The organism is Streptomyces spirodelae (genome assembly GCF_017676385.1).
Classification (GTDB): Bacteria; Actinomycetota; Actinomycetes; order Streptomycetales; family Streptomycetaceae; genus Streptomyces; species Streptomyces spirodelae.
This window is the reverse complement of sequence record NZ_JAFFZN010000008.1, coordinates 192,680-218,209: the sequence shown is the minus strand read 5'-3', so window position 1 is coordinate 218,209 and position 25,530 is coordinate 192,680. Positions and strand designations below refer to the sequence as shown.

Annotated in this window: 34 protein-coding genes; 12 read left to right on the top strand and 22 right to left on the bottom strand. The window is 71.4% G+C overall.

Annotated features, from left to right (window positions below):
• Position 1: 1 nt before the first annotated feature.
• The 10 genes from JW592_RS11800 to hisI form a co-directional block, all read right to left on the bottom strand.
• Positions 2-742, bottom strand: coding sequence for a DsbA family protein (locus tag JW592_RS11800; protein WP_209264922.1), 741 nt, complete (start codon positions 740-742; stop codon positions 2-4).
• Between the two features lie 116 nt (positions 743-858).
• Positions 859-1,677 (bottom strand): tryptophan synthase subunit alpha, encoded by an 819-nt coding sequence (gene trpA / locus JW592_RS11795; RefSeq protein WP_209264921.1) that lies wholly within the window; start codon positions 1,675-1,677, stop codon positions 859-861.
• A complete protein-coding gene (gene trpB / locus JW592_RS11790; RefSeq protein ID WP_209264920.1) occupies positions 1,674-2,933 on the bottom strand; it encodes a tryptophan synthase subunit beta in 1,260 nt (419 codons plus the stop codon). The genes trpA and trpB overlap by 4 nt, the downstream gene beginning before the upstream one ends.
• A 144-nt stretch (positions 2,934-3,077) precedes the next feature.
• Complete coding sequence (trpM, locus tag JW592_RS33575) at positions 3,078-3,230, bottom strand: tryptophan biosynthesis modulator TrpM (RefSeq protein ID WP_372446494.1); 153 nt, start codon at positions 3,228-3,230, stop codon at positions 3,078-3,080.
• A gap of 6 nt (positions 3,231-3,236) precedes the next feature.
• Complete coding sequence (trpC, locus tag JW592_RS11785; RefSeq protein WP_209264919.1) at positions 3,237-4,058, bottom strand: indole-3-glycerol phosphate synthase TrpC; 822 nt, start codon at positions 4,056-4,058, stop codon at positions 3,237-3,239.
• Between the two features lie 135 nt (positions 4,059-4,193).
• The gene (locus JW592_RS11780; protein WP_307805380.1) at positions 4,194-4,613 is read right to left on the bottom strand and encodes a DUF2752 domain-containing protein; all 420 of its coding nucleotides are present in this window, start codon (positions 4,611-4,613) and stop codon (positions 4,194-4,196) included.
• Positions 4,614-4,636: 23 nt separating this feature from the next.
• Positions 4,637-4,912, bottom strand: a complete 276-nt coding sequence (locus JW592_RS11775) for an HGxxPAAW family protein (RefSeq protein ID WP_209264918.1) — start codon at positions 4,910-4,912, stop codon at positions 4,637-4,639.
• Positions 4,913-5,114: 202 nt separating this feature from the next.
• Entirely contained in the window at positions 5,115-5,747 is a 633-nt protein-coding gene (locus JW592_RS11770; protein WP_209264917.1) for a TIGR02234 family membrane protein, read from the bottom strand.
• A complete protein-coding gene (locus JW592_RS11765; RefSeq protein WP_209264916.1) occupies positions 5,744-7,264 on the bottom strand; it encodes an anthranilate synthase component I in 1,521 nt (506 codons plus the stop codon). Before JW592_RS11765 ends, JW592_RS11770 begins: the two co-directional genes overlap by 4 nt.
• An 11-nt stretch (positions 7,265-7,275) precedes the next feature.
• Entirely contained in the window at positions 7,276-7,635 is a 360-nt protein-coding gene (gene hisI / locus JW592_RS11760) for a phosphoribosyl-AMP cyclohydrolase (RefSeq protein WP_209264915.1), read from the bottom strand.
• Positions 7,636-7,723: 88 nt separating this feature from the next.
• Here hisI and JW592_RS11755 point away from each other — a divergent pair, with 88 nt between their 5' ends.
• Positions 7,724-8,356, top strand: a complete 633-nt coding sequence (locus JW592_RS11755; protein WP_209264914.1) for a TIGR03085 family metal-binding protein — start codon at positions 7,724-7,726, stop codon at positions 8,354-8,356.
• A 127-nt stretch (positions 8,357-8,483) separates the two neighbouring features.
• Here JW592_RS11755 and JW592_RS11750 read toward each other — a convergent pair whose 3' ends face one another.
• Positions 8,484-8,846, bottom strand: a complete 363-nt coding sequence (locus JW592_RS11750; protein ID WP_209264957.1) for a MerR family transcriptional regulator — start codon at positions 8,844-8,846, stop codon at positions 8,484-8,486.
• Positions 8,847-8,960: 114 nt separating this feature from the next.
• Between JW592_RS11750 and JW592_RS11745 the strand changes: the two genes are divergently transcribed.
• From JW592_RS11745 to JW592_RS11725, 5 genes are all read left to right on the top strand, one after another.
• Complete coding sequence (locus tag JW592_RS11745) at positions 8,961-9,563, top strand: DsbA family oxidoreductase (RefSeq protein WP_209264913.1); 603 nt, start codon at positions 8,961-8,963, stop codon at positions 9,561-9,563.
• Entirely contained in the window at positions 9,560-9,733 is a 174-nt protein-coding gene (locus JW592_RS11740; protein WP_209264912.1) for a hypothetical protein, read from the top strand. The genes JW592_RS11745 and JW592_RS11740 overlap by 4 nt, the downstream gene beginning before the upstream one ends.
• A gap of 12 nt (positions 9,734-9,745) precedes the next feature.
• The gene (locus JW592_RS11735; protein WP_209264911.1) at positions 9,746-10,066 is read left to right on the top strand and encodes a DMT family transporter; all 321 of its coding nucleotides are present in this window, start codon (positions 9,746-9,748) and stop codon (positions 10,064-10,066) included.
• A 61-nt stretch (positions 10,067-10,127) separates the two neighbouring features.
• Complete coding sequence (locus JW592_RS11730; RefSeq protein ID WP_209264910.1) at positions 10,128-10,496, top strand: DMT family transporter; 369 nt, start codon at positions 10,128-10,130, stop codon at positions 10,494-10,496.
• Positions 10,497-10,644: 148 nt separating this feature from the next.
• The gene (locus JW592_RS11725) at positions 10,645-11,871 is read left to right on the top strand and encodes a serine hydrolase domain-containing protein (RefSeq protein WP_209264909.1); all 1,227 of its coding nucleotides are present in this window, start codon (positions 10,645-10,647) and stop codon (positions 11,869-11,871) included.
• Between the two features lie 87 nt (positions 11,872-11,958).
• Here the strand turns inward: JW592_RS11725 and JW592_RS11720 are convergent, their stop codons facing one another.
• Positions 11,959-12,858, bottom strand: a complete 900-nt coding sequence (locus JW592_RS11720; RefSeq protein ID WP_209264908.1) for a LysR family transcriptional regulator — start codon at positions 12,856-12,858, stop codon at positions 11,959-11,961.
• Positions 12,859-12,949: 91 nt separating this feature from the next.
• Between JW592_RS11720 and JW592_RS11715 the strand changes: the two genes are divergently transcribed.
• The 4 genes from JW592_RS11715 to JW592_RS11700 are packed head-to-tail and all read left to right on the top strand — an operon-like array spanning position 12,950 to position 17,160.
• Positions 12,950-13,696 (top strand): succinate dehydrogenase cytochrome b subunit, encoded by a 747-nt coding sequence (locus JW592_RS11715; RefSeq protein ID WP_209264907.1) that lies wholly within the window; start codon positions 12,950-12,952, stop codon positions 13,694-13,696.
• Positions 13,693-15,651, top strand: a complete 1,959-nt coding sequence (locus JW592_RS11710; protein WP_209264906.1) for a fumarate reductase/succinate dehydrogenase flavoprotein subunit — start codon at positions 13,693-13,695, stop codon at positions 15,649-15,651. The genes JW592_RS11715 and JW592_RS11710 overlap by 4 nt, the downstream gene beginning before the upstream one ends.
• Positions 15,648-16,388, top strand: a complete 741-nt coding sequence (locus JW592_RS11705; protein WP_209264905.1) for a succinate dehydrogenase/fumarate reductase iron-sulfur subunit — start codon at positions 15,648-15,650, stop codon at positions 16,386-16,388. The genes JW592_RS11710 and JW592_RS11705 overlap by 4 nt, the downstream gene beginning before the upstream one ends.
• 25 nt (positions 16,389-16,413) lie before the next feature.
• The gene (locus JW592_RS11700) at positions 16,414-17,160 is read left to right on the top strand and encodes a class I SAM-dependent methyltransferase (protein WP_372446492.1); all 747 of its coding nucleotides are present in this window, start codon (positions 16,414-16,416) and stop codon (positions 17,158-17,160) included.
• A gap of 17 nt (positions 17,161-17,177) precedes the next feature.
• Here JW592_RS11700 and JW592_RS11695 read toward each other — a convergent pair whose 3' ends face one another.
• Positions 17,178-17,534, bottom strand: a complete 357-nt coding sequence (locus JW592_RS11695) for a DoxX family protein (protein WP_209264903.1) — start codon at positions 17,532-17,534, stop codon at positions 17,178-17,180.
• A 394-nt stretch (positions 17,535-17,928) separates the two neighbouring features.
• Here JW592_RS11695 and JW592_RS11690 point away from each other — a divergent pair, with 394 nt between their 5' ends.
• Positions 17,929-18,366, top strand: a complete 438-nt coding sequence (locus JW592_RS11690; protein WP_209264902.1) for a VOC family protein — start codon at positions 17,929-17,931, stop codon at positions 18,364-18,366.
• Positions 18,367-18,525: 159 nt separating this feature from the next.
• Here JW592_RS11690 and JW592_RS11685 read toward each other — a convergent pair whose 3' ends face one another.
• Positions 18,526-18,885: a DUF6463 family protein gene (locus tag JW592_RS11685; protein WP_209264901.1), complete on the bottom strand. Its 360-nt coding sequence runs from the start codon at positions 18,883-18,885 to the stop codon at positions 18,526-18,528.
• Between the two features lie 77 nt (positions 18,886-18,962).
• Between JW592_RS11685 and JW592_RS11680 the strand changes: the two genes are divergently transcribed.
• A complete protein-coding gene (locus tag JW592_RS11680; protein WP_209264900.1) occupies positions 18,963-19,601 on the top strand; it encodes an SIMPL domain-containing protein in 639 nt (212 codons plus the stop codon).
• A 40-nt stretch (positions 19,602-19,641) separates the two neighbouring features.
• Here JW592_RS11680 and hisF read toward each other — a convergent pair whose 3' ends face one another.
• The 8 genes from hisF to hisD are packed head-to-tail and all read right to left on the bottom strand — an operon-like array spanning position 19,642 to position 25,457.
• A complete protein-coding gene (gene hisF, locus JW592_RS11675; RefSeq protein WP_209264899.1) occupies positions 19,642-20,400 on the bottom strand; it encodes an imidazole glycerol phosphate synthase subunit HisF in 759 nt (252 codons plus the stop codon).
• Positions 20,397-20,813 carry a RidA family protein gene (locus JW592_RS11670; protein WP_209264898.1) on the bottom strand — a complete coding sequence of 139 codons (417 nt, stop codon included), beginning with the start codon at positions 20,811-20,813 and terminating at the stop codon, positions 20,397-20,399. Before JW592_RS11670 ends, hisF begins: the two co-directional genes overlap by 4 nt.
• Positions 20,813-21,541: a bifunctional 1-(5-phosphoribosyl)-5-((5-phosphoribosylamino)methylideneamino)imidazole-4-carboxamide isomerase/phosphoribosylanthranilate isomerase PriA gene (gene priA / locus JW592_RS11665; protein WP_209264956.1), complete on the bottom strand. Its 729-nt coding sequence runs from the start codon at positions 21,539-21,541 to the stop codon at positions 20,813-20,815. Before priA ends, JW592_RS11670 begins: the two co-directional genes overlap by 1 nt.
• Positions 21,542-21,561: 20 nt before the next feature.
• Complete coding sequence (gene hisH, locus JW592_RS11660) at positions 21,562-22,218, bottom strand: imidazole glycerol phosphate synthase subunit HisH (RefSeq protein ID WP_209264897.1); 657 nt, start codon at positions 22,216-22,218, stop codon at positions 21,562-21,564.
• Positions 22,215-22,379 (bottom strand): CG2302 family histidine operon protein, encoded by a 165-nt coding sequence (locus tag JW592_RS11655; RefSeq protein WP_209264896.1) that lies wholly within the window; start codon positions 22,377-22,379, stop codon positions 22,215-22,217. The genes hisH and JW592_RS11655 overlap by 4 nt, the downstream gene beginning before the upstream one ends.
• Complete coding sequence (gene hisB / locus JW592_RS11650) at positions 22,376-22,966, bottom strand: imidazoleglycerol-phosphate dehydratase HisB (protein WP_209264895.1); 591 nt, start codon at positions 22,964-22,966, stop codon at positions 22,376-22,378. Before hisB ends, JW592_RS11655 begins: the two co-directional genes overlap by 4 nt.
• Complete coding sequence (locus tag JW592_RS11645) at positions 22,966-24,117, bottom strand: histidinol-phosphate transaminase (RefSeq protein ID WP_372446491.1); 1,152 nt, start codon at positions 24,115-24,117, stop codon at positions 22,966-22,968. Before JW592_RS11645 ends, hisB begins: the two co-directional genes overlap by 1 nt.
• Positions 24,114-25,457 (bottom strand): histidinol dehydrogenase, encoded by a 1,344-nt coding sequence (hisD, locus tag JW592_RS11640; RefSeq protein WP_209264894.1) that lies wholly within the window; start codon positions 25,455-25,457, stop codon positions 24,114-24,116. Before hisD ends, JW592_RS11645 begins: the two co-directional genes overlap by 4 nt.
• Positions 25,458-25,530 lie beyond the last annotated feature (73 nt).

Sequence of the window (25,530 nt, the reverse complement as noted above, 5' to 3'; positions counted from 1 at the left end):
GCTAGCTCTTGGCCTCGACCAGCTTTCGGAGCCGGTCCGGCGTCAGCGGGTTCGACTGATCGCCGTAGAGGTTCTTGCCGTCCAGCAGAACAGTGGGCGTCCCCTGGTGCCCGGACTCGTTGAACGCCTCGTCGGAGCGTTTGACCTGCGCTTCGTGCCGGCCGCTGGTCACACACTCCTTGAAGGAGGCGTCGACCAGCCCGTCCACCTTCCCGGCCAGCCGGATCAGCCGGCCGGTGTCGGCGAAGGCGTCCTTCTGCTCGCTGGGCTGGTTCTGGTACAGCACGTCGTGGTACTGGGCGAACTTCCCCTTGTCCCTGGCGCACAGTGCCGCGTTGGCCGCCTCCCGGGAGCCCCGGCCGCCCATGTTCCCGTCGATGAGCGTCACCAGGTGGTACTCGGCCTTGAGCTTGCCGGCGCGCTGGAGGCTCTTGACCGTGGAGCGGAAAGCGTTCTCGAACTGCGCGCACGCCGGGCAGCGGAAGTCCTCGTAGACCGTGAGCTTCGCCGGGGCGCTGCGCTGCCCGACCGTGACCGGCTTCGCCGACTGGCTGCCCGCCTCCTCCCGGCCCAGCCCTGCCACAGTGGCGCCCACGGCGGTGGCCACCGCCAGCACGCCGACCACCACCGCTGCGACCTTGAACTGGCGCCGCCTGCGCTCGGCGACCTTGTCCCGCTCCCGCTCGGCCCGCAGGCGCTCGCGGGCCGAGCGCTTGTCGCCGTCGTTGCTGTTCTGGCTCATCACGCCCGACCCAACGAGAGGGCTCAGCCTCGATGAGCGCACAGCGCTCTTTTTCCCTCAAAAGGGATGTTCCCTCGAAAGGGGTGGCCCCCGGCCGGGCCGGGGGGCCACAGCCGCTATCGGCGGACGCCCTCCGCAAGGGCCGCGGCCAGCTCGCGGACACTCGCGAGGCCCGCCTCCAGGTCGTCGGCGGCCAGCAGCCGCTTGACGAACGCCGAGCCGACGATCACCCCGTCCGCGAAGGCGGCGACCTCCGCCGCCTGCTCGGGGTTGGAGACGCCGAGCCCGACACAGACCGGCAGCGAGGTGGTGGACCGCACCCGGGCCACCAGGTCCCTGGCCTCGTTGCCCACCGACTCCCGCGTCCCGGTGACGCCCATCAGCGACGCGGCGTACACGAAGCCGCTGCCCGCCGCGGTGATCCGGGCCAGCCGCGCGTCCTGGCTGCTGGGCGCGACGACGAAGACGGTGCCGAGCCCGGCCTGCTCGGCGGCCTTCCGCCAGCCCTCGGACTCCTCGACCGGCAGGTCGGGCAGGATGCAGCCCGCGCCGCCCGCCGCCGCCAGCTCCTCGGCGAAGCGCTCGGCGCCGTACCGGTCGACGGGGTTCCAGTACGTCATGACCAGCACCGGCTTGCCGGTGGCCGCGTGCGCCTCGCGGACCGTACGCAGCACGTCCGCGATCCGCACCCCGCCCCGCAGCGCGATGGTGTCCGCCGTCTGGATGACCGGGCCGTCCATCACCGGGTCGCTGTGCGGCAGGCCCACCTCGACCACGTCGCAGCCGCTCTCCAGCAGCGCCGTGCAGGCCGCGATGCCACCCTCGACGGTGGGGAAGCCGGCCGGGAGGTAGCCGACGAGCGCGGCCCGGTTCTCGGCCTTGGCCCGTGCCAGGGTCTGCTCCAGCAGTGCGACGTTTCCGCTTGCCCCGCTCATGCCTGCTCCCCCTGCTTCTCGTCCGTACCGTCCGTTCCGTCCAGCAGGCCGAAGTAGCGCGCGGCCGTGTCCATGTCCTTGTCGCCGCGGCCGGAGAGGTTCACCAGCACGATGCCCTCCCCGCCCAGCTCCTTGCCCAGATCGAGCGCTCCGGCCAGCGCGTGCGCGCTCTCGATGGCCGGGATGATGCCTTCCGTCTCGGAGAGCAGCCGCAGCGCCCGCATCGCCGCCTCGTCGGTGACCGGCCGGTACTCGCCGCGCCCGCTGTCCTTGAGGAAGGCGTGCTCGGGACCGATGCCCGGGTAGTCGAGCCCGGCCGAGATCGAGTACGGCTCGGTGATCTGGCCCTCGTCGTCCTGGAGGACGTAGGAGCGCGAGCCGTGCAGGATGCCCGGCTCACCGGCGGTCAGGGTGGCCGCGTGCTCGCCGGAGTCCACGCCGTGCCCGGCCGCCTCGAAGCCGACGAGCCGCACGTCCGTGTCGGGCAGGAAGGCGTGGAAGAGGCCGATCGCGTTGGAGCCGCCGCCCACGCAGGCGGCGACCGCGTCCGGCAGCCGCCCGGTGCGCTGCAGGATCTGCCGCCGCGCCTCGACGCCGATCACACGGTGGAAGTCGCGCACGATCTGCGGGAAGGGGTGCGGCCCGGCGACCGTGCCGAACAGGTAGTGGGTCCGGTCCACGTTGGCCACCCAGTCGCGGAACGCCTCGTTGATGGCGTCCTTGAGAGTGCGGCTGCCGGAGGTGACGGGCACGACCTCGGCGCCGAGCATCCGCATCCGGGCGACGTTCAGCGCCTGCCGCTCGGTGTCGATCTCGCCCATGTAGATGGTGCATTCGAGCCCGAAGAGGGCGCACGCGGTGGCGGTTGCCACGCCGTGCTGGCCCGCGCCGGTCTCCGCGATGACCCGGGGCTTGCCCATGCGCTTGGTGAGCAGGGCCTGGCCCAGCACGTTGTTGATCTTGTGCGAGCCGGTGTGGTTGAGGTCCTCGCGCTTGAGGAAGACCCGGGCGCCGCCCGCGTGCTCCGCGAACCGCTTCACCTCGGTCAGGGCGCTGGGCCGGCCGGTGTAGTTGACCAGCAGCTCGTCCAGCTCGGCTGCGAAGGCCGGATCGGCCTTCGCCTTCTCGTACTCGGCGGCCACCTCGTCGACGGCGGCCACCAGGGCCTCGGGGATGAACTTGCCACCGAACGCGCCGAAGTAACCGGCGACGCTGGGGCTGTGACCCTCCGGGTCGGGGATGAAGAAGTCGGACATACCGACATTGCTCCTTGGCTCGGACTGACGTGACGGCTTGGTCCCCAGCCCTCCGGGCGCCTCCGGGACCGAAGGCACCCCGCTGCACGGAAGGGCAGCCGGAGTGGGCAGCCCCTCAGCAGAGAGCGGAAGGCATGGGGGAGGTCAGCGCCATCGCCGACCGCGGATCACACCCGGTTCGCAACCGATGTGATAGCGGACCGACCGCCCCCGCACCCGCCGCGCGGGCGCCCGGCAGCCGCGGGGCCGGCACCCGCGCGCCAGCGCGAGGGAGCACAGGGAGACGACAGCGGTCATCGGGCGTCAGCCCCTGCCACCGTGCCGGAGCGCCGGGTGGGCACCGGCTGCGACGAGATCGGAGACCGCGGTCTGCGGGTCCTTGCCGGTCACCAGCGACTCCCCCACGAGTACGGCGTCGGCCCCCTCGTTCGCGTACGCGATCAGATCGTGCGGGCCCCGGACGCCGGACTCGGCGACCTTGACGATGTGGTCGGGGATCTCGGGGGCGATCCGGGTGAAGTTGCCGCGGTCCACCTCGAGCGTCTTCAGATTCCGCGCGTTGATGCCGACGATCTTCGCGCCCGCCTCCAGCGCCCGCTCGGCCTCGTCCTCGTCGTGCACCTCGACCAGCGGGGTGAGGCCGATGGACTCGGCGCGCTCGATCAGGGAGACCAGCGCCTCCTGCTCCAGCGCCGCGACGATCAGCAGCACCACATCGGCGCCGTAGGCGCGGGCCTCCCACAGCTGGTAGGAGGAGAAGATGAAGTCCTTGCGCAGCACGGGGATGTCCACCCGGGCGCGTACGGCCTCCAGATCGGCCAGCGAACCGCCGAAGCGGCGGCGCTCGGTGAGAACGGAGATGACGGCGGCGCCGCCCGCCTCGTAGTCGGCGGCGAGCCCTGCCGGGTCGGCGATGGCCGCCAGCGCGCCCTTGGACGGGCTGGAGCGCTTGACCTCGCAGATCACCCTGACCCCGGCCGTGCTGTCGCCCTTGAGGGCCGCCAGTCCGTCCTTGACCTGGGGCGCCCGGGCCGCGCGCTCCTTGAGCTCCTCGAGGCTGACGCGGGCCTGCCGCTCGGCGAGGTCCTCACGCACGCCTTCGATGATCTCGTCGAGCACACTCACCGAGCGGCCTCCTTGCTGGCTTGGGGTGGGGCACTGCGATGGTATCCGCCACGGCGCGGAGGTCCCGCATCCGGTTGCATACGGTCCCATATAGCGGACAAATCACCGCCCTGGTGGCCGTCCGGACGGGTCCGGTCAGGGGGCCAGCCCCGTGCCGAGGGGCGTATTCCGGACAACCGAGAAGACCACCAGCAGCGCCCCGGCGGCCGACCAGTGCCAGGCCCGCAGCCGTACCGGGAAGGAGTAGGCACGGCCCCGCGCCAGGCGGGTGACCCAGTGGAGCCAGCCCAGCGCGAAGCCGGTGAAGAGCAGGACGGCGAGCAGGTTCGCACCCAGCGCGGCGACCGGATCGCCATGTGCCAGGGCGTGTGCGCTGCGCAGCCCGCCGCAGCCGGGGCAGTACAGACCGGTGACGGTCAGGAAGGGGCAGGCCGGGTAGTGACCGGGCTGATTGGGGTCGACGGCGGCCACATAGGCGAAGGCCGCGCCCGCCGCGGCCAGGGTGCCGAGGGGCGCGGCCAGACGCGGCACCGCTCGGGTGAGGCGGTGCCGCACTGTCGCGGCGTGCTGCCGGTCGCTCAGGAGTGTGCCTCGGTCCGGGTCTGGTGCGCCTGCTGGTGCGCCAGCTTGTGGGCCCGCGCCTGCTCGGCTGTCAGGCCGGAGGACTTCGACTGGCCGAGCCCCGCGGCCCGCATGATGCCGCCGATCACAGCGCCCGCTCCGATGATGACCAGCCCCGCGATCACACCGGCGGGCTGCGCCATCACCGTGAAAGCGGAGGCGACGCAGAAACCGACGAAGGCGATGATCGAGCCGGTCCAGGCGGCCGGGGTGTGTCCGTGGCTGTGCGCCATGAATGCTCCTTGAGTCACAACATGTGGTGGGGCCACCCGGCCCGTTCGCCGCCTATTGTCTCTCTTCGCACCGCACATGCTCCCGCGGGGGTCCCCGTGCCGCGCCCGGAGGGGCGCGGCGAACTGGCGCGCCCAGCCACAAACGCAGCCGCACCCGCGAACAACAGCCAGGGGCACCCCCCTACCCGGAAAGGCGAACGCCTCAGGCGGTGCCGTGCGTGGGGTCCTCACCCCGGTCCAGCGCCTTCCACAGGTCCTCAGGGCGATCCGGATCAACGCGCGGCACGCGCGAAGCGCGCGAGGCACGCTGCCGCAACGGTGTGCGCTCATAACGGGCACTCCCGGACATCGACGGCCACCCACTGCCGTACCGCAACGCCAGCAACCCGGCAACCAGGAGCAGCACACCGCCCGCTGCCGACACATACGGCCAGGCCGTGACGGTGACCGCGTCACCGAGCCCACTGTCCGAGAGACCACTGGTCCTGGCGGCCTCGGCGGCCAGCGCATCGGTGTCCTCGGCCCCGACCAGCGCCGAGGCCAGCACCGCCGCACCGCACAGGGCCAGCAGTCCCGCGACGACGCGGCGCCCGTTGCGCCGCACGGCGAAGACGGCGACGAGCGCGGCGAGACCGACCAGCGCCAGCGCGCTGGGCAGGCCGGTGACGTCGCCGCCCTCGGCGCTGACGGGCACCTCGCCCTGGGCGAACCTGGCCGTCGACTCGCTCCATGTCTGCCCTGCGGAGACCAGCGCGAGGGCCGCGCCCACCGCGCCGCTCAGCAGTGCGACCGCCAGCGCGGCACGTCCGGCGCGTGCGGGGGTTGTAGAAGTCACCCCTCCACGCTACCCCCGAGCCGCTCGGCGGTCCGGACCGCCCTGAGCACCGCGGCTGCCTTGTTGGCGCACTCGGTGTCCTCGGCCTCGGGGTCGGAGTCGGCGACCACACCGGCACCTGCCTGGACGTACGCGGTCCCGTCGCGCAGCAGCGCGGTCCGGATGGCGATGGCGGTGTCGGAGTCGCCCGCGAAGTCGAGATATCCGACACAGCCCCCGTAGACGCCGCGCCTGGTCGGCTCCAGCTCCTCGATGATCTGCAGCGCACGCGGCTTGGGCGCCCCGGAGAGGGTGCCGGCCGGGAAGCAGGCCGTCAGCGCGTCGAACGCCGTACGCCCCTCGGCCAGTTGCCCGGTGACGGTGGAGACGATGTGCATCACGTGGCTGTAGCGCTCGACGGACATGAAGTCGACCACCTCGACGCTGCCGGGCTCGCAGACCCGTCCCAGGTCGTTGCGGCCCAGGTCGACCAGCATCAGGTGCTCGGCACGTTCCTTCGGGTCGGCCAGCAGTTCCTCGGCCAGCGCGGTGTCCTCGCCCGGGGTCGCCCCGCGCGCCCGGGTGCCGGCGATGGGGTGCATCATCGCGCGGCCGTCCTCCACCTTGACCAGCGCCTCGGGGCTGGAGCCGACGATGTCGAAGCCGTCGAGGCGCAGCAGGTACATGTACGGGCTCGGGTTGGTGGCCCGCAGCACCCGGTAGACGTCCAGCGCGCTCGCCTCGCAGCGGGCCTCGAACCGCTGCGAGGGCACCACCTGGAACGCCTCGCCGCCGCGGATGCGCTCCTTGATGTCCTCGACCCAGCCCCGGTAGGTGGCACCGCCCGACCTGGCCTCGAAGTCGGGGAGTTCGGACGGCGGCAGCGCCACCGGCTCGAGAGGCGCCGGCTGAGCCAGGTCGGCGGCCATCGCGTCCAGCCGCCGTACGGCGTCCGCGTGCGCCTCGTCCACACCGGTGTCCAGGTCGTTGTGGTTGATCGCGTTGGCGATCAGCAGCACCGTGCCGTCACGGTGGTCCAGGACGGCCAGGTCGGAGGTGAGCAGCATCGTCAGCTCGGGCAGCGCGAGGTCGTCCACCGTGTCCGGATGGTGGCCGACCTTCTCCAGACGCTGGACGATGTCGTACCCGAGGTAGCCGACCATTCCGCCGGTGAACGGCGGCAGGTCTCCGCTCTGGTGCAGGTCGCGGGGGGTGTGCAGGGCCGCCACCGTCTCGCGGAGCGCGGCGAGCGGGTCGCCCTCGGTGGGTACGCCGACGGGCGGGGTGCCCCGCCAGCGCGCCTGGCCGTCGCTGCCCACGGTGAGCGCGGCGTCGCTGCGTACGCCGATGAAGGAGTAGCGCGACCAGGTGCGGCCGTTCTCCGCCGACTCCAGCAGAAAGGTCCCCGGGCGTTCCGCGGCCAGCTTGCGGTACAGGGCGATGGGGGTGTCGCCGTCCGCCAGCAGGCGGCGGGTCACCGGGATGACCCGCCGGTCCTTGGCGAGCGTCCGGAAGGTTGCGAGGTCAGGGGCCGTCATGGGCCCTCACCCTACTGGTCCGACGGCAGCAGCACGTCCGCGTCGAAGCAGGTCCGCCTGCCCGTGTGACAGGCCGCGCCGACTTGGTCGACCTGCACCAGCACCGTGTCGGCGTCGCAGTCGAGCGCCACGGACTTGACCCGCTGCACATGCCCCGAGGTGTCACCCTTGACCCAGTACTCGCCCCGGCTGCGGCTCCAGTAGGTGGCCCGCCCCGAGGTGAGGGTGCGGCGCAGCGCCTCGTCGTCCATCCACCCCAGCATCAGCACCTCTTTGGTGTCGTACTGCTGGGCGATGGCGGGCACCAGCCCGTCCGCGTTGCGCTTGAGTCGGGCGGCGACGGCGGGGTCGAGAGCGATCTCCTGGGACATGCGTCCCATTGTCCCCCACGCCCGCGCCGACACACCTCGCACACGCACGGGCACCCACAGCTCTGCTACCCGCCGTACGCTTGCAGTCATGTCGACCCATGCCAAGCGTGAACGCCTCTTGCTCGCCGATCTCTTGGAAACGCACGGCCCGGATGCGCCCACCCTGTGCGAGGGCTGGAAGACCCGGGACCTGGCCGCGCACACCGTCGTACGGGAGCGCCGCGGCGACGCGGCGGGCGGACTGCTGATCAAGCAGCTCGCGCCCCGACTCGAGCGGGTGCAGAGCGAGTTCGCCGCCAAGCCGTACGACGAACTCATCCAGCTCATCCGCACCGGACCGCCGCGGATCTCCCCCTTCGCGCTCAAGCAGGTGGACGAGGCGGCCAACACGGTCGAGTTCTTCATCCACGCCGAGGACGTGCGCCGCGCGCAGCCCGACTGGTCGCCCCGTCAGCTCGATCCCGTCTTCGAGGACGCGCTGTGGCGCCGCCTGGAGACGGCGGCCCGGATGTACGGGCGCAAGTCGCCGGTCGGCCTGGTGCTGCGACGGCCCAACGGGCAGACGGCCGTCGCCAATCGGGGCACGCCCGTCGTCACCGCCGTCGGGGCCCCCTCGGAGCTCCTGCTGTTCGCCTCCGGCCGGCAGGAGCACGCGGATGTCGAGCTGGACGGCGACAAGGACGCCCTCGCCCGTTTGACCCAGGCGAACCTGGGCCAGTAGGGGCCGGGGAGGGGTGCCCCTGGCTGTTGGTTGCGGGCTGCGGGAGCAGGGTGGGCAAGCCCAGCACCCGTGCCGGGCACCAGCCCAGGGGCGGGGCAGGAGGTTCCCAGCCGGACACGCGGGGGAGCTACGGCTCCCCCGCCGTTCGCTCGCCGACGTCTCGCCTCAGCGTCTGCAATACCTCGAGCTCGCGGTCGATGTCGCGTCGCTTGGCCTCGAGCCGTCGCACCTCCTGGGCCAGGAGCGCCTCCATGACCCCGGTGCGCTCTTCAGGGGGCGCCTCCAGGCAGGGCAGCAGTTCACCGATAGTGGCGCTGCACAGGCCCGCGGCCAGCAGATGCTGGATCAGCACGACGCGCTCGGTCATCGACGCGTCGAAGTCCCGCCATCCTCCCACCGTGCGGTTGGAACGGATGAGACCTTGCTCTTCGTAGTAGCGCAAGGACCGAGCGCTGACACCGGTGGCCTGCGCGAGTTCTCCGATACGCACCATGCCTCCTGCCCATGACCCGGCTTCGCACCCAGTCTTGCACCTGACACCGGTGTGAAGTCCGACCCTCATGTGGCCGCACCGAACCGTGTGCGGCCTCATGAGGAGGTCTCCATGAAGCAGATCCATGTGTGGTCGGACTATGTGTGCCCGTTCTGCCTGATCGCCGACGAACTCATCGAGCGCGCCATCGCCGACCGGGCCGATGTCGAAGTCGTCCATCACGCGCATGAGCTCCGGCCCCACCCGACGCCGACACTGCGGCCCGAGGACCCGTATCTGCCCGACATCTGGACCCGGGCTGTCCACCCGATGGCGCGGCGCCACCAGGTGCCGATGAACCTGCCGAGCATCTCACCGCAGCCGTACACCGCCCTGGCCTTCCAAGGGGCTCAGTACGCCGCCGCGCGCGGTGCGGCACACGCCTATCACCGGCGGGTGATGACGGCCTTCTTCCAGGAGAACCGCGACATCGGCGACAGGGATACGCTGGCCGACCTCGCCACCGATGTCGGTCTGGACCGCGTCGGCTACCTCCATGCGCTGGACGACGACGCCTACGCCCGACGGCACCGGCTGGCGCTGGACGAGTCCGCCGCCATGGGGATCACGGTCGTGCCCACCCTCGTCATCGGGCGCCGACGCATCCAGGGGGTGGCCACCGAAGGCGTGATCGCACGCGCCCTCGACGCAGACGCCGCCGCGGACGCGTCATGACCGGCGGCGACACTCTCACCGGGCTCCTCGCCGACGCCGTGGCCCATTCCCGCCGCCATGTCGAGCACCGAGCGGTGCCCGGCCGGCTCGATCCGTTCGCCATCTACCTGCGCTTGCGCGGCCTCCCCTCGCCGGACCCCGCGTCCTCCGCCCTTTCAAAGGACTCCTGAAGGGACTCCCTCATGCACTGGCTCGACCTCGCCATCGCCACCGTCTTCGAGATCGCTGTCGCGATCAGCGCGGGCAAGGCCCAAGGCTTCGCCCACCGTGGCTGGACCCTCGCGACGCTCGTCACCGGCGGCCTGGGCACCTACTTCCTCAGCCGAGCGCTTCTCACCTTCGACGTCGGCGTCGGCTATGCGCTGTGGACCTCGCTCGCCGGGGTCGGTATCGCCGTGCTCGGCGCGCTGCTCTTCGGAGAGCGCCTCACCTGGCGCAAAGCCATCGGCATCGTTCTCGTCATCGGCGGAGTCGTCGGTCTCCAGCTCACCGGCACCGCGTGACCCTCCTCCCCTCCCCGGCACATCCACGCACCCACAGAAGTCACCTACAGAAGGAAGCCTCATGTCGGCACAGCCGCGCTTCTCCCGCATCGCCTGGCTCACCCTGCTCCTCGCCGGAGTCTTCGAGATCGGGTATGCCCTCTCCGTCGGGGGCAGTCACGGTTTCACCGTCTGGTCATGGTCGATCGTGGCCGTCGTGTTCTTCCTGCTCACGCTCTGGACCCTCAGCCTGGCTCTGCGCAGCATCGATGTCGGCATCGGCTACGCCGTATGGGCGGGCATCGGCGCCGCCGGAGCCGCACTGCTGGGCCCCGCGTTCTTCGATGAAACCCTCACCCCGGCCAAGGCCGGATGGCTCGCCGTCATCATCGCCGGCGTCGCCTGGCTCAAGCTCGCGGATCGCCCCAGCACCGGCGAACCATCCGAGTGAGCCCGTGGGGCCCATGCCGGGTACGCAGATGGCGTGCGCCCCCACCTGCGCCCCCGAGTCCACCCCGCAGGGTGCCCGGCGACGGGTACAGGGACGGGTCAGGGTGTTCCCGGATGGAGCCGGGGCGCCCGGCCGCGAAGGTGGAAGCATGACTCCTTCGCCGCTCCCCCGCATCCGGACCTCCGTCTCCCGACGCCGCCCTTCCCGCCGGGTCCTCCTCGCCGGAGTGGCCTCCGGCGCGGCGGTCGCCACCCTCGGCACCCCGGTGCCGGTCGCCGCCGCCGACAGCAAGGGTGAGGGCGGGCGCACCACGCTGCCCCCGCCCGACGCCGGAGCGCTGCGCGCCGCCATCGACGATCTGGACCACCCCCGCTCGTCCGGCGCCCAGCTCAGGGTCAGCGGATCGGCCGGCCGCTGGTACGGCACCTCGGGGGTGGCGGACCCGGCGACGGGGCGGCCCGTCGGGCTCAACGACAAGATCCGCGCGGGCAGCGTCACCAAGGCGTTCGTGGCCACGGCAGCCCTCCAGCTCGCCGACGAGGGGCGGCTGCGCCTGGAGTCCCCCGTACGGCACTACCTCCCCGCCCTGCTCCCGGAGCGCTTCGGCGCGATCACCGTGGCGCAGCTCCTCGACCACACCAGCGGGCTGCCCGACCACGTCGGACTGCCGGAGATGAGCACCCCGGAGGCGGTACTGCGGCACCGGTTCGACCGGTGGACCCCGCAGCAGCTCGTGGCGACGGTCACCGGCGGCGAGCTGAAGTTCCGCCCGGGCACCAGGCAGGAGTACCGCGGCATCAACTACGTACTGGCGGCGCTGGTCATCGAGCAGGTGACGGGGCAGCCGTACGGCATCGAGCTACGGGAGCGCATCCTGCGTCCGCTGCGGCTGGGCCACACCTCGATCCCGTCGGCCGAAGGCAACCCTCGCCGCATCCGGGGCCCGCACATGCACGGCTGTCTGGAGCTGAGCGACGGCACGCTCGCGGACATCACCGAGTTCGACATGTCCGTCGCGCACGCGGACGGCGAGATCGTCACCAGCACCGGCGACATGCACCGCTTCCTGTCGGCGCTGTTCTCCGGCTCGCTGCTGCCGCAGCGGCAGCTGCGGAAGATGTTCACCCTGCCGCCCAAGCACGTACGGATGCTGGATGGCAGCCCCGCGCGCTACAGCACCGGGCTCCAGACGGCCACGGTCAACGGCGTCACCCTGTGGGGCAAGACCGGCGAGCAGTACGGCTACGCCTCCGGCATGTTCGCCACCCGCGACCAGCAACGCCGCCTGGTCTGGGCGCTCACCCCCGTACAGCTGGGCGCCGACCCGTCGCCGATGGCCCAGCGGATCGCTGACGCCGCGACGGCAACTCGGTGAGGGGGACGCGCCCCGTCAGGGGCGCGGGGAACTGCGCGACCAGCCACAAAGCGCCCGCGGCCCGCAAGCAACCAACCGGGGCAGCCCCTACTCGGCAGAAAGGCGCTCCGACAGAATGAGCTGCAGCTCCCGTGCCGCGCGGGTCGGAGAAACATCGCCGCGGTGGGCCACCGAAATGGTGCGGTGGAGTCCCGGCGCCGCGAAGCGGGTGACCCGCAGGCCGGAGCGGTCCGCGACCATCCGGGGGACGACGGCCAGCCCGAGGCCCGCGCGGACGAAGCCGAGGACGGCGTCCATCTCGCCGCCCTCCACGCCGAAGACGGGCTCGAAGCCCGCCTCGCGGCACGCGGCTACGGTCAGCTCCCGCAGGTCGTACCCGCGCCGGAACATCGCCAGCGGGCGGTCCCGCAGGTCCTCCACGTGGATACGGGAGCGGGAGCCGGAGCGGCGCACCGGGGCCGGGGCGTCCGGCGCGGAGACGACGACCAGCTCCTCGCTCAGCAGCTCGGCCGTGGCCAGCACCGGGCCCTGCGCTGCGAGCGGGGTGATGATCAGGGCCAGGTCGAGCTCGCCCGCCGCCAGTACCCGCACCAGGTCCTGGGAGCCGTCCTCGTGCACGACAAGTTCCACACCCGGGTACCGCTCGTGGAAGGCGCGCAGGACGTCCGGGACGAGGCTGGCGCACAGGCTCGGGGTGGCTCCCAGCCGTACCCGCCCGCGCCGCAGCTGTGCCACCTCCTGCACCTCTCGGCGTGCCGTCTCGGTGTCGGCCAGGATGCGGCGGGCCAGCGGCAGCAGGGCCTCACCCGCGTCGGTGAGCGAGATGTGGCCGCGTGCGCGGTGGAAGAGCTCGGCGCCCAGCTCCCGCTCCAGGGAGCGGATCTGCTGGGAGAGGGAGGGCTGTGCGACGTGCTCGCGCTGCGCTGCCCGGGTGAAGTGGCGGGTGTCGGCGACCGCGGCGAAGTAGCGGAGCTGCTGGAGCTGCATACGGCAAGCATACGGATTCGCGATAGGCAAGGACTATCGTTCGCAGCCGTACTATGTCTTGGACTGATGCCGGGCTCCGTACCTACCTTTCATGACCATGGCGACGGTTACCCGTACTCCCCACTCCCAGCGCCCCGGACCCCGGCCACCGGACCGGCCGCGGGGTGGCTTCGTGCGCACCCTGTGGGGCTCCACGATCGGCAAGAAGACGGTCATGGCGGTCACCGGGCTGCTGATGCTGGCCTATCTGCTCGTGCACATGTTCGCGAACCTGAAGGTCTTCTTCGGCCCCGAGGAGATGAACGGCTACGCGCACTGGCTGCGCACCCTCGGTGAGCCACTGCTGCGGCACGGCTGGTTCCTGTGGATCGCGCGCGTGGTGCTGCTCGCGGCCGTCGTACTGCACGGCGTCAGCGCCTATCAGCTCAGCAGGCGCGACATCGCCGCCCGCCCGGTCAAGTACCAGCACCAGCGGCGGCAGGCGAGCTACGCCACCCGCACCATGCGCTGGGGCGGGATCATCCTGGCGCTGTTCATCGTCTGGCACGTCCTCGACCTGACGACCGGCACGGTGAATCCACGCGGCCAGGAGGGCCACCCGTACGAGAACATCGTCGCCGGTTTCCAGAACTGGTACGCGAACGTCATCTACAGCGTCGCCATGCTCGCCGTCGGACTGCACATCCGGCACGGCTTCTGGAGCGCGGCGCAGACCCTCGGGGTGACCCGACCCGGCGCCGCACGGCTGCTCAAGGCCGGCGCCACTCTCCTCGCGCTGGTGATCACCGCCGGCTTCCTCTCCGTACCGATCGGCGTCATGACGGGAGTGGTGAATTGAGTACCCCTTACGCGGACTACCAGGACTACCGGACCGGCGAGGCGATCGCCGACACCAAGGCGCCGGACGGTCCCATCGAGCAGCGCTGGAACCGGCGCCGCTTCGAGGCGAAGCTGGTCAACCCGGCCAACCGCCGCAAGTACACCGTGATCGTCGTCGGCACGGGGCTGGCGGGCGGCTCGGCCGGAGCCACCCTGGCGGAGGCCGGGTACCACGTCGTCCAGTTCTGCTACCAGGACTCCCCGCGCCGGGCGCACTCCGTCGCCGCGCAGGGCGGCATCAACGCGGCGAAGAACTACCGCAACGACGGCGACTCGGTGCAGCGCCTCTTCTACGACACCGTCAAGGGCGGCGACTTCCGCTCCCGCGAGTCCAATGTGCACCGGCTGGCGGAGATCTCCACCGAGATCATCGACCAGTGCGTGGCGCAGGGCGTGCCGTTCGCCCGCGAGTACGGCGGGCTGCTGGACACCCGCTCCTTCGGCGGCGTCCAGGTCTCCCGCACCTTCTACGCGCGCGGCCAGACAGGACAGCAGCTGCTGCTCGGCGCCTACCAGGCGCTCTCGCGGCAGATCGCCGCAGGGAACGTGGAGATGCACCCGCGTACGGAGATGCTGGATCTGATCGTCGTCGACGGGCGGGCGCGCGGCATCGTCGCGCGCGATCTGCTGACCGGCCGGATCGACACCTACTTCGCCGACGCGGTGGTGCTGGCCACCGGCGGCTACGGCAACGTCTTCCATCTGTCCACCAACGCCAAGAACTCCAACGCGACGGCCGTCTGGCGCGCGCACCGCAGGGGCGCCTACTTCGCCAACCCCTGCTTCACCCAGATCCACCCCACCTGCATCCCGCGCTCCGGCGACCACCAGTCCAAGCTGACGCTGATGAGCGAGTCGCTGCGCAACGACGGCCGCATCTGGGTGCCCAAGGCGGCCGGCGACGACCGGCCGCCGCAGGACATCCCCGAGGACGAGCGCGACTACTACCTGGAGCGGCTCTACCCCTCCTTCGGCAACCTCGTCCCCCGCGACATCGCCTCCCGCGCCGCCAAGAACGTCTGCGACGAGGGGCGCGGAGTGGGCCCCGGCGGTCAGGGCGTCTACCTCGACTTCGCCGACGCCATCGCCCGGATGGGCCGCGCGGCCGTCGAGGAGAAGTACGGCAACCTCTTCGAGATGTACGCGCGGATCACCGCCGAGGACCCGTACACCCGCCCCATGCGGATCTACCCCGCCATCCACTACACGATGGGCGGGCTGTGGGTCGACTACGACCTGATGACCACGGTCCCCGGCCTCTTCGCCGTCGGGGAGGCCAACTTCTCCGACCACGGCGCCAACCGGCTCGGTGCCTCCGCGCTGATGCAGGGCCTGGCGGACGGCTACTTCGTGCTGCCCGCGACACTGGGCGACTATCTGGCCCGTCACCCACACGAAGACGTCGATCCGGACCATCCGGCCGTCCACGAGGCGGTGTTCGCCGTCACCGACCGCCTCTACGCCCTGCTGTCCAACAACGGCGACCGCTCTCCCGACTCCTTCCACCGCGAACTGGGCGAGCTGATGTGGGACGAGTGCGGGATGTCCCGTACGGAGGAAGGGCTGCGCAAGGCACTGGAGCGCATCCCCGAACTGCGTGCGGAGTTCTGGCAGCGGATCAGGGTGCCCGGCTCCGGCGAGGCCCTCAACCAGTCGCTGGAGAAGGCCAACCGGGTCGCCGACCACCTGGAGCTGGCCGAGCTGATGTGCCTGGACGCGCTGCACCGCACCGAATCCTGCGGTGGCCACTTCCGCGAGGAGTCCCGTACGGCCGACGGCGAGGCGGCCCGCCAGGACGAGGAGTTCGGCTACGCCGCCGCCTGGGAGTTCACCGGCGTCGGCGCTGCTCCCGTGCTGCACAAGGAGGCCCTCGACTTCGAGTACGTCCACCCCACCCAGCGGAGCTACACATGAACCTCACCCTGCGGATCTGGCGCCAGCAGAACGCCTCGGCGGACGGCGAGATGCGCACCTACCAGGTGTCCGGCATCTCCCCCGACATGTCGTTCCTGGAAATGCTCGACACCCTCAACGAGACGCTGATCGAGCGCGACGAGGAGCCGGTCGCCTTCGACCACGACTGCCGCGAAGGCATCTGCGGCGCCTGCGGAATGGTCATCAACGGCCAGGCGCACGGTCCCGAGCGCACCACCACCTGCCAGCTGCACATGAGGCACTTCGCCGACGGCGACACCATCGACATCGAGCCGTGGCGGGCCGCTGCCTTTCCCGTCGTACGGGATCTGGTCGTGGACCGGTCGGCGTTCGACCGGGTGATCGGCGCGGGCGGCTACATCACCGCGCCGACCGGCGCGGCACCGGAGGCCCATGCCACGCCGGTGCCCAAGCCGGCCGCCGACGCGGCCTTCACGCACGCCGAGTGCATCGGCTGCGGAGCCTGCGTGGCCGCCTGCCCGAACGGCTCGGCCATGCTGTTCACCTCCGCCAAGGTGAACCACCTGAACGTACTGCCGCAGGGCGCCCCCGAGCGGGAGAGCCGGGTGCTGGGGATGGTCGAGCAGATGGACGCCGAGGGCTTCGGCGGCTGCACCCTGACCGGCGAGTGCGCCACGGCCTGCCCCAAGGGCATCCCGATGCCGTCCATCGCCGCGATGAACCGCGAGTACGTACGGGCCGCGGCCAAACGGTGATCTCTGCCCGCCTACAGTGGGGCGGGTGACCACCCAGCGGCCCACCCTCCCCGAGCTGGCGCGCCAAGCGCTCTCGTCCGTCCAGCGCGGCTACGACCTCCTGGCGCCCAAGTTCGACCACACCTCCTACCGCACCCCCGACGACATCCTGGCCGCGACCACCCGCGCCCTGAAGCAGCACGGCCCGTACGCCGACGGGCTCGACCTGTGCTGCGGCACCGGCGCGGGCACCCAGGTGCTCCGCGAGGTGTGCACGGGCCGCACGGTGGGTGTGGACTTCAGCAGCGGCATGCTCGCGGAAGCCAGATACACATACGCCACCACCCCGCCGCCCGCCCCGCACTGGGTGCGCGGCGACGCGCACGCGCTGCCGTTCCGGCCCGGAACCTTCGACCTGGTGGTCAGCTTCGGCGCGTTCGGCCACTTCCTCCCCGCCGAACGCCCGCACCTGTTCGCGCAGGTGCGCTCGGCCCTGAGGGAGGGCGGCACGTTCGCGTTCCCGATGACGGCGCCGCAGCGCCCCGGCACGGCGGCGTACTGGACGCTGCTCGGCTTCGACGCGGCGATGCGGGTACGGAACGCGGTGTGGCGGCCGCCGTTCGTGATGTACTACCGCACCTGGCCGCTGGCCGAAGTCCACCGCGATCTGCTGGCCGCGGGCTTCGATGTGGCGTTGCGGCCGCTCCCTGAACTCGGACGCCGCGACGACGGCTCCCCGCGGTGCCGCCTGGTGGTCGCGACTGCGGCGCCGGATCGTTCCCCGCGCCCCTGACGGGGCGTGCCCTCAGCTCACCAGTAACCGTGGTGGGCCAGGTTCAGGGCCAGGGCGGCCACCGCCAGGCAGAAGAACACGGCCCACGGCCCCAGCTGACGGTCACGGACCCGCGCGTGCGCACCGTACGCACCGAGGAAGTACAGCACGAGCCCGCCGGCGGAGAGCACGCCCAGCACCGGCACGGCGAACCCGGCCAACAACCCCAGCGCGCCCGCCCCCAGCAGTGTGCCCAGGGGAAGCATCCAAGACCGGGGCACGCCCAACTTGTCAGCCTGGCTCTTGGGGTAGTCGTGGCCGATGAAGTTGGCGATGGCGGCCGCCCCGTTGGCGACGGAGGTGAGAAGGGTGACCACGAGGTAAGCGGTGAACACGGAGGCTCCTTCTTGCGGGAACGGCAGTTGAGTGTCCACCTCTTGGACGAGTCGGGGCGCCTGAAGGTGACATCCGCCGCCCTTCAGAGGTAGATCTGCTTCTTGCAGCGCGCGCAGTGCTTCGTTCCCTGGGGGACTTCATGTCGGCAGGGTGAACAGGTTGGATCGGGGCCGACCCGTCATGCCCCTACCGCCGGAACCGGCTTCGCGTCGTGCGCCGGGTGCCGCCGCAGCAGTACGACGCAGTCGGTGGCCCGGGCGACCTCGGCACCGCCTGGGCCCTCAGCTCCCACCGTTCGGTACGTCACCGGTTCAGGGGGTGACCCCGCTGTGCGGGACACAGTGGGGTCATGGCGGGGCTCCTTCCGCGGCCCGGCCCGCTAGCATGCCGCGCATGGCCATCAGACTCGAGAACGTCGGCATCGCCGTTCGGGATCTCGAAGCAGCGATCTCCTTTTTCACCGACCTCGGCCTCACGGTCGTCGGCCGTGACACGGTCAGTGGCGAGTGGACCGACACCGCCGTCGGCCTCGACGGCAATCACGCCAACATTGCGATGCTCCAGACGCCAGATGGTCACGGCCGCCTTGAGCTCTTCGAGTACATCCACCCCGAAGCCATCGAGTCGGAGCCCACTCGTCCCCACGAGATCGGCATGCATCGCGTCGCATTCTCAGTCGACGACATCGACGCAGCCCTTGAGACAGCCGCAAAGCACGGATGCCGTCCGCTGCGCGGTGTGGCGACCTATGAGGACGTCTACAAGCTCACGTACCTCCGCGGTCCCAGCGGCATCCTTGTGATGCTGGCCGAGGAGCTGAAGAAGAACTGACGGCTGACCGGGTCAGTCGGCCTCACGACTACCCAAGGCGGGCCGTCCGACTGTCCGGCGGCCTCACGCGACAACCGCGTCGCTGGGCCGCGATGATCTTCCAACCTGCCTTGTCACGGACCCAGGTCGCGGGTGTAGCGCATTCGTGCGACCAGCGCCCTACCCCCGTCGGGCCCTCCGCAGGAGCAGGCCGCCAATGCCGACCAGGGCGGGGAAGCCGCCCTTGGGCATGGCCGTGGCTCCCACCGCGCCGACGCCGACCAGCACGGCCCCCGCGGCGCGCTGGGCGGCGGCGTCGCCGTGCTGCTCCGCTGAGCTGAGCAACCGGCCGCCCATCCACAGCGCGGGCGCAGCGGCCATGAACCAGAAGGCCGCCGCCCGGTCCCCACGGTCCGGTACGGAGTTGACCACCCCGTCGCGGGCGAGCTGTGCCAAAACATCGCGGTAGAGCACGGCGCCGATCGCCCCGTGCCCCAGCGCCGTGGCCTGGAGCCACCATCCTGCCGACCGTCGCTTCATGCGCCGATCGTAGCCCGGCCAAGGGAGTTGAGCGGACCAGTCCACCCGCCACAGCGCACGCGTGTTTGACTACCCGCATGCAGATGAAGATCGACAGCCCGTGGGGTATCAGCGTCTACGGCGCCGCGAGCGTGAACGCCACCCCCGACCTCGTGCGGCTGCGCATCGCCGTGGACCGCATCGAGCAGACGGCCCAGGGCGCGTTCGGCTCGGCACGGGAGGGGGTGGCGGCGCTGAGGCGGACGTTCCGGGAGCACGGTGTGCCGGACACGGCGGTCTCGTCGTCACAGCTGGGGCTGCGCACGGAGTGGGAGGGGTACAACGCGAGCCGGAAGTTCCTGGGGTACCGCTGCCAGGCCGACTTCTCGGTGACGCTGACGGAGATGGACGCGCTTGAGCCGCTGCTGGTGGCCGCCGTGGAGGCGGGCGCCAACCGGGTGGACGGTGTGGACTTCGACGTACGGGACAAGCCGGGACTGCGCGCCCGCGCCCGCACCGAGGCGGTGGCCGCCGCACGCCGCAAGGCCGAGCTGTACGCGGAGGCGGCCGGGGTCGCACTCGGCGCGGTGGTACACATCGAGGACGTCGACCCCGAGGGCCCCCTCGCCTCCCGGTACCGGAGCCACGCCGTCGACGCGCCCTCGGGCGAGGGGGATCTGTCGCCGGGCCAGGTCACCGTCCAGGGCGCCGTCCTGCTGGGCTTCGCCCTCAGGTGAGGGAGCCGAAGCACAGCGAGACCGGGCCCCGGGGCGCCCCTCAGCGCACCGGGTGCCCGGCCTGCCGCAGGGTCTCCTTGACCTCGCCGATCCGCAGGTCGCCGAAGTGGAAGACGGAGGCGGCCAGTACGGCGTCGGCCCCGGCGCCGATGGCGGGCGGGAAGTGGTCGAGGCGGCCGGCGCCGCCGGAGGCGATCACCGGGATGGTGACGTGCTTGCGGACGGCGGCGATCATCTCCGTGTCGTAGCCGTCCTTGGTGCCGTCCGCGTCCATGGAGTTGAGCAGGATCTCCCCGGCGCCCAGTTCGGCGGCGCGGTGGGCCCACTCCACGGCGTCGATGCCGGTGCCGCGGCGGCCGCCGTGCGTGGTGACCTCGAAGCCGGTGCCCTCGGCGCGGCGGCGGGCGTCCACGGACAGGACGAGGACCTGGCTGCCGAACCGTTCGGAGATCTCCCGGATCAGCTCGGGGCGTGCGATGGCCGCCGTGTTGACGCCCACCTTGTCGGCCCCGGCGCGCAGCAGCTTGTCCACGTCCTCGGGGGTGCGCACCCCGCCGCCGACGGTCAGCGGGATGAACACCTGCTCGGCGGTGCGGCGGACCACGTCGTAGGTGGTCTCCCGGTCGCCGGAGGAGGCGGTGATGTCCAGGAACGTCAGCTCGTCGGCGCCCTCCGCGTCGTAGACCTTGGCCATCTCGACCGGGTCGCCCGCATCGCGCAGGTTCTGGAAGTTGACGCCCTTGACGACCCGGCCGCCGTCCACGTCCAGGCAGGGGATGACTCGGACCGCGAGGGTCATGCCTCTTGTGCTCCTTGCGCGCCTTGCTGGTCCCGGTACGCCTCGACCTCCACCTCGACGACGAGGCTGGGGTCGATGAACCCGGATACGACGATCATCGAGGCCGCTGGGCGGACCTCGCCGAACAGTTCCTTGTGAGCCCGCCCGACCTCGTCCACGTCGCGGGTGTGGGTGACGTACATGCGGGTGCGCACGACGTCGGCAGCGCCGAGGCCGAACTCCTCGAGTGCTTCGAGAGCGACGCCGAACGCGTTGACCGTCTGCTCGTACGGGCCGCCTTCAGTGATCACCCCGTCGACCACCGAGGTGCAACCGGCAACCAGCACCAGGCCGTTGGGCAGTGCTACAGCACGGGAGTACCCGAACTGCTCCTCCCAGGGACCGCCGGACGCGACCCGGTGTATTCCGGCCATCAGGCAACCGCCTCCAACGCTTCTTCGAGAGTGAACGCCTTGGCGTAGAGGGCCTTCCCCACGATCGCGCCCTCGACGCCCTCGGGGACGAGGCCCGCGATGGCCCGCAGGTCGTCGAGCGAGGAGACACCACCGCTGGCGACGACCGGCCGGTCGGTACGTGCGCACACGTTGCGCAGCAGCTCCAGGTTGGGGCCCTTGAGCGTGCCGTCCTTGGCGATGTCGGTGACGACGTACCGGGCGCAGCCCTCGGAGTCCAGCCGGGCCAGCGTCTCGTACAGGTCGCCGCCGTCCCGGGTCCACCCCCGGCCGCGCAGCGTGGTGCCCCGCACATCGAGGCCGACGGCGATCTTGTCGCCGTGCTCGGCGATGACCTTGGCCACCCACTCGGGAGCCTCCAGCGCCGCCGTGCCCAGGTTGACGCGGCGGCAGCCGGTGGCCAGCGCGGCCTCCAGCGAGGCGTCGTCGCGAATGCCGCCGGACAGCTCGACCTTGATGTCCATGGCGCGGGCCACCTCGGCGATCTGCTTCCGGTTGTCACCGGTGCCGAAGGCTGCGTCCAGGTCGACCAGGTGCAGCCACTCGGCGCCGGCGCGCTGCCAGGCCAGTGCCGCTTCCAGCGGGTCGCCGTAGGAGGTCTCGGAGCCGGACTCGCCGTGCACGAGGCGGACGGCCTGTCCGTCGCGGACGTCCACGGCGGGCAGCAGCTCAAGCCGGTTGGTGGTCACGGCGCTCTCGCTCTCCAGGGTCACAGGGTTCCGATCCAGTTCTTCAGCAGCTGTGCTCCGGCGTCGCCGGACTTCTCGGGGTGGAACTGGGTGGCCCACAGCGGGCCGTTCTCCACCGCGGCGACGAAGCGGTCGGCGTGCGTCGTCCAGCTCACCAGCGGGGGCTTGAGGGCCGGGCTGGTGGCCTCCAGCTCCCAGTCGTGCACAGCGTAGGAGTGTACGAAGTAGTAGCGCTCGTCGGCCGGCAGCCCGGCGAACAGCCGCGAGTCGGCGGGGGCTTCGACGGTGTTCCAGCCCATGTGCGGTACCGGGTGGGCCGCGTCGTTCTTGAGCGGGCCGACGGTGCCGGGCCACTCGTCCATCCCCTCGGCCTCCTGGCCGTGCTCGATACCGCGGGAGAAGAGGATCTGCATTCCGACGCAGATCCCCAGCACGGGCCGGCCGCCGGCCAGCCGCCGCCCGATCACCCAGTGGCCGCGCGCCTGGACCAGCCCCTCCATACAGGAGGCGAAGGCGCCCACCCCGGGTACCAGCAGACCGTCGGCGTTCATCGCCTTGTCGTAGTCGCGGGTGATCTCGACCCGCGCCCCGGCCCGCTCCAGCGCGCGCTCGGCGGAGCGGACGTTGCCGAAGCCGTAGTCGAAGACCACGACGTCCTTGGCGTTGTCCGTCGTCATGACCACCACTCCAACCGCAGGATTCCGGCCACCAGACACATGGCGGACGCCAGGGAGAGCAGCACGATCACGCCCTTGGGCAACTGCTGCTTCCAGAACGAGATCGCCCCGCCGGCCAGAAACAGCCCGACGAAGATCAGCAGCGCCGCGAGCCCGGTCACAGGGCGCCCTTGGTGGAGGGAATCCCCGTCTGCCGCGGGTCCAGCTCGCTGGCGTAGCGCAGGGCGCGGGCCAGGGCCTTGAACTGGCACTCCACGATGTGGTGCGCGTTGCGCCCGTACGGCACGTGGACGTGCAGCGCGATCTGCGCCTGGGCGACGAAGGACTCCAGGATGTGCCGGGTCATCGTGGTGTCGTAGCTGCCGATCATCGGTGCCATGCCCTCGGGTTCGGTGTGCACCAGGTAGGGGCGGCCCGACAGGTCGACGGTCACCTGCGCCAGCGATTCGTCCAGCGGCACGGACGCGTTGGCGAACCGTACGATGCCGCGCTTGTCGCCGAGTGCCTGCTTGAAGGCGGCGCCCAGCGCCAGCGAGGTGTCCTCGATGGTGTGGTGGCTGTCGATGTGCAGATCGCCCTCGGTCTTGACGGTGAGGTCGAACAGGCCATGGCGGCCGAGCTGGTCGAGCATGTGGTCGTAGAAGCCCACGCCCGTGGAGATGTCCACATCGCCCTTGCCGTCGAGGTCGATCTCGACCACGACAGAGGTCTCCTTGGTGGTTCGCTCCACCCGGCCCTTGCGCGTCATCAGTCGCTCTTCTCCTTCAGCTCCTTCGTCACGGCTCGCACCGCGTCGAGGAACGCGTCGTTCTCCTCCGGCGTGCCCGCCGTGACCCGCAGCCAGCCGGGGACCCCGTTGTCCCGGACCAGTACGCCGCGGGCCAGCAGTGCCTCCCACACGGCGTGCGATCCGGCCGCGCCGTCGAAGCGGCCGAACTGCACGAAGTTGGCGTCCGAGGCGGTGACCTCGCAGCCGATGGCCCGCAGCTCGCTCACCAGCCGGTCCCGTTCGGCCTTCAGCTGCTCGACGTAGCCCAGCAGGGTGTCGGTGTGCTCCAGCGCCGCCAGCGCGGTCGCCTGGGTGACGGCCGAGAGGTGGTAGGGCAGCCGCACCAGCTGGACGGCGTCCACCACGGCGGGCGCGGCGGCCAGGTAGCCCACCCGCAGCCCGGCGGCGCCGAACGCCTTGGACATGGTGCGCGAGAGCACCAGCGTCGGGCGGCCCTCGATCAGCGGCAGCAGCGAGGGGTGGTGCGAGAACTCGCCGTACGCCTCGTCCACCACCACCAGCGCCCCGCGTTCGGGCCGCGCCGCCTGCGCGGCCTCGTACAGCTCCAGCACCGTCTCCTGGGAGACGGCCGTGCCGGTGGGGTTGTTGGGCGAGCAGATGAAGACGATGTCCGGCTTGTGCTCGGCGATGGTGGCGACGGCGGCCTCGGTGTCGATGGTGAAGTCGTCGTTGCGCGGCCCCGACAGCCAGCCGGTGCCGGTGCCGCGGGAGATCAGCGCGTGCATCGAGTACGACGGCTCGAAGCCCAGCGCCGTCCTGCCCGGGCCGCCGAACGCCTGGAGGAGCTGCTGGAGCACCTCGTTGGAGCCGTTGGCCGCCCACACCTGCTCAAGGGCGACGGTGTGGCCCGCCGTACGGGAGAGATAACGGGCGAGCTGGGTGCGCAGCTCGACCGCGTCCCGGTCGGGGTAGCGGTTGAGCTCGCGCGCCGCCTCGGTGACCCGCTCGGCGATCCGCGCCACCAGCTCCTCGGGGAGCGGGTAGGGGTTCTCGTTGGTGTTCAGCTGTACGGGCACGTCCAGCTGGGGCGCGCCGTAGGGGGACTTGCCGCGCAGCTCGTCCCGGATGGGGAGCTCGTCCAGACAGGACACAGACGGGTTGCCGGTCACGGTGCCTCGGGGACCTTCCACTCGAACCTTGCCTTCAGTGCCGCGCCGTGCGCGGGCAGGTCCTCCGCCTCCGCCAGCGCGACGACATGGTGGGTGACCTCGGCCAGCGCGTCCCGCGTGTAGTCCACGACGTGGATGCCGCGCAGGAAGGACTGGACCGACAGGCCCGAGGAGTGGCAGGCGCAGCCGCCGGTGGGCAGCACGTGGTTGGAGCCCGCGGCGTAGTCGCCCAGCGAGACGGGAGCGTACGGGCCGACGAAGACCGCGCCCGCGTTGCGCACCCGAGCCGCCCAGTCGGCGGCGTCGACGGTCTGGATCTCCAGGTGTTCGGCGGCATAGGCGTTGACGACGGCGAGACCCGCTTCGAGGGAGTCGACGAGCACGATGCCGGACTGGCGTCCGGACAGCGCCTCGGCGATGCGTTCGCTGTGCCGGGTGGCGGGCACCTGCGTCTTCAGCTCGGCCTCGACCGCCTCGGCCAGCGCCTCCGAGGGCGTGACCAGGACGGCGGCGGCCACCACGTCGTGCTCGGCCTGGCTGATCAGGTCGGCGGCGACGTGGGCCGCTTCCGCGGTGTCGTCGGCGAGGATCGCGATCTCGGTCGGACCCGCCTCGGAGTCGATCCCGATGACGCCCTTGAGCAGCCGCTTGGCGGCGGCCACATAGATGTTGCCGGGGCCGGTCACCAGCTGCGCCGGGGCGCACTCCTCGGTGCCGTACGCGAACATCGCCACGGCCTGCGCGCCGCCCACCGCGTAGACCTCCTCCACGCCCAGCAGCGCGCAGGCGGCGAGGATGGTGGGGTGCGGCAGCCCGTCGAACGCGTGCTGGGCGGGTGAGGCCACGGCCAGCGAGCCGACGCCGGCCTCCTGCGCGGGCACCACGTTCATCACCACGGACGACGGGTAGACGGCACGACCGCCCGGTACGTACAGTCCCACGCGCTCCACCGGCACCCACCGCTCGGTGACGGTGCCGCCGGGCACCACCTGGACCGTGGAGTCGGTGCGCCGCTGATCGCGGTGGACGATCCTGGCCCGCCTGATGGACTCCTCCAGGGCCGCGCGGACGGCCGGATCCAGCTCCTCCAGAGCCTTGCCCAGCGCCTCTGCGGGCACCCGGGTCCGCTCCAGGCGCACCCCGTCGAACTTCTCCGTGTACTCGATCACCGCCGCCGAGCCACGATGCCGCACGTCGTCGCAGATGGGCCGCACCTTCTCCAGGGCGGCCTCGACGTCGAGCTCGGCACGGGGCAGCAGGTCACGGTCGAGCACGCCGTCCGCCGGGCCGGAGGCCGGTCCGGAGAAGGCTGTGCCACGCAGATCGATTCGGGAGATCACGTACTCAAGTCTCTCAGACCCTCGGAGCGCCCCGTCGTCCGTATCAGAGGCTGATACAAGTCACACGGGACGA

What these genes read in the sequence shown, in the direction of transcription:
- JW592_RS11800 (WP_209264922.1), bottom strand. Translation starts at nt 742, where the DNA reads ATGAGCCAGAACAGCAACGACGGCGACAAGCGCTCGGCCCGCGAGCGC.
- trpA (WP_209264921.1), bottom strand. Translation starts at nt 1,677, where the DNA reads ATGAGCGGGGCAAGCGGAAACGTCGCACTGCTGGAGCAGACCCTGGCA.
- trpB (WP_209264920.1), bottom strand. Translation starts at nt 2,933, where the DNA reads ATGTCCGACTTCTTCATCCCCGACCCGGAGGGTCACAGCCCCAGCGTC.
- trpM (WP_372446494.1), bottom strand. Translation starts at nt 3,230, where the DNA reads ATGACCGCTGTCGTCTCCCTGTGCTCCCTCGCGCTGGCGCGCGGGTGC.
- JW592_RS11775 (WP_209264918.1), bottom strand. Translation starts at nt 4,912, where the DNA reads ATGGCGCACAGCCACGGACACACCCCGGCCGCCTGGACCGGCTCGATC.
- JW592_RS11765 (WP_209264916.1), bottom strand. Translation starts at nt 7,264, where the DNA reads ATGACGGCCCCTGACCTCGCAACCTTCCGGACGCTCGCCAAGGACCGG.
- hisI (WP_209264915.1), bottom strand. Translation starts at nt 7,635, where the DNA reads ATGTCCCAGGAGATCGCTCTCGACCCCGCCGTCGCCGCCCGACTCAAG.
- JW592_RS11755 (WP_209264914.1), top strand. Translation starts at nt 7,724, where the DNA reads ATGTCGACCCATGCCAAGCGTGAACGCCTCTTGCTCGCCGATCTCTTG.
- JW592_RS11745 (WP_209264913.1), top strand. Translation starts at nt 8,961, where the DNA reads ATGAAGCAGATCCATGTGTGGTCGGACTATGTGTGCCCGTTCTGCCTG.
- JW592_RS11740 (WP_209264912.1), top strand. Translation starts at nt 9,560, where the DNA reads ATGACCGGCGGCGACACTCTCACCGGGCTCCTCGCCGACGCCGTGGCC.
- JW592_RS11735 (WP_209264911.1), top strand. Translation starts at nt 9,746, where the DNA reads ATGCACTGGCTCGACCTCGCCATCGCCACCGTCTTCGAGATCGCTGTC.
- JW592_RS11730 (WP_209264910.1), top strand. Translation starts at nt 10,128, where the DNA reads ATGTCGGCACAGCCGCGCTTCTCCCGCATCGCCTGGCTCACCCTGCTC.
- JW592_RS11725 (WP_209264909.1), top strand. Translation starts at nt 10,645, where the DNA reads ATGACTCCTTCGCCGCTCCCCCGCATCCGGACCTCCGTCTCCCGACGC.
- JW592_RS11720 (WP_209264908.1), bottom strand. Translation starts at nt 12,858, where the DNA reads ATGCAGCTCCAGCAGCTCCGCTACTTCGCCGCGGTCGCCGACACCCGC.
- JW592_RS11715 (WP_209264907.1), top strand. Translation starts at nt 12,950, where the DNA reads ATGACCATGGCGACGGTTACCCGTACTCCCCACTCCCAGCGCCCCGGA.
- JW592_RS11705 (WP_209264905.1), top strand. Translation starts at nt 15,648, where the DNA reads ATGAACCTCACCCTGCGGATCTGGCGCCAGCAGAACGCCTCGGCGGAC.
- JW592_RS11690 (WP_209264902.1), top strand. Translation starts at nt 17,929, where the DNA reads ATGGCCATCAGACTCGAGAACGTCGGCATCGCCGTTCGGGATCTCGAA.
- JW592_RS11685 (WP_209264901.1), bottom strand. Translation starts at nt 18,885, where the DNA reads ATGAAGCGACGGTCGGCAGGATGGTGGCTCCAGGCCACGGCGCTGGGG.
- JW592_RS11680 (WP_209264900.1), top strand. Translation starts at nt 18,963, where the DNA reads ATGCAGATGAAGATCGACAGCCCGTGGGGTATCAGCGTCTACGGCGCC.
- hisF (WP_209264899.1), bottom strand. Translation starts at nt 20,400, where the DNA reads ATGACCCTCGCGGTCCGAGTCATCCCCTGCCTGGACGTGGACGGCGGC.
- JW592_RS11670 (WP_209264898.1), bottom strand. Translation starts at nt 20,813, where the DNA reads ATGGCCGGAATACACCGGGTCGCGTCCGGCGGTCCCTGGGAGGAGCAG.
- hisH (WP_209264897.1), bottom strand. Translation starts at nt 22,218, where the DNA reads ATGACGACGGACAACGCCAAGGACGTCGTGGTCTTCGACTACGGCTTC.
- hisB (WP_209264895.1), bottom strand. Translation starts at nt 22,966, where the DNA reads ATGACGCGCAAGGGCCGGGTGGAGCGAACCACCAAGGAGACCTCTGTC.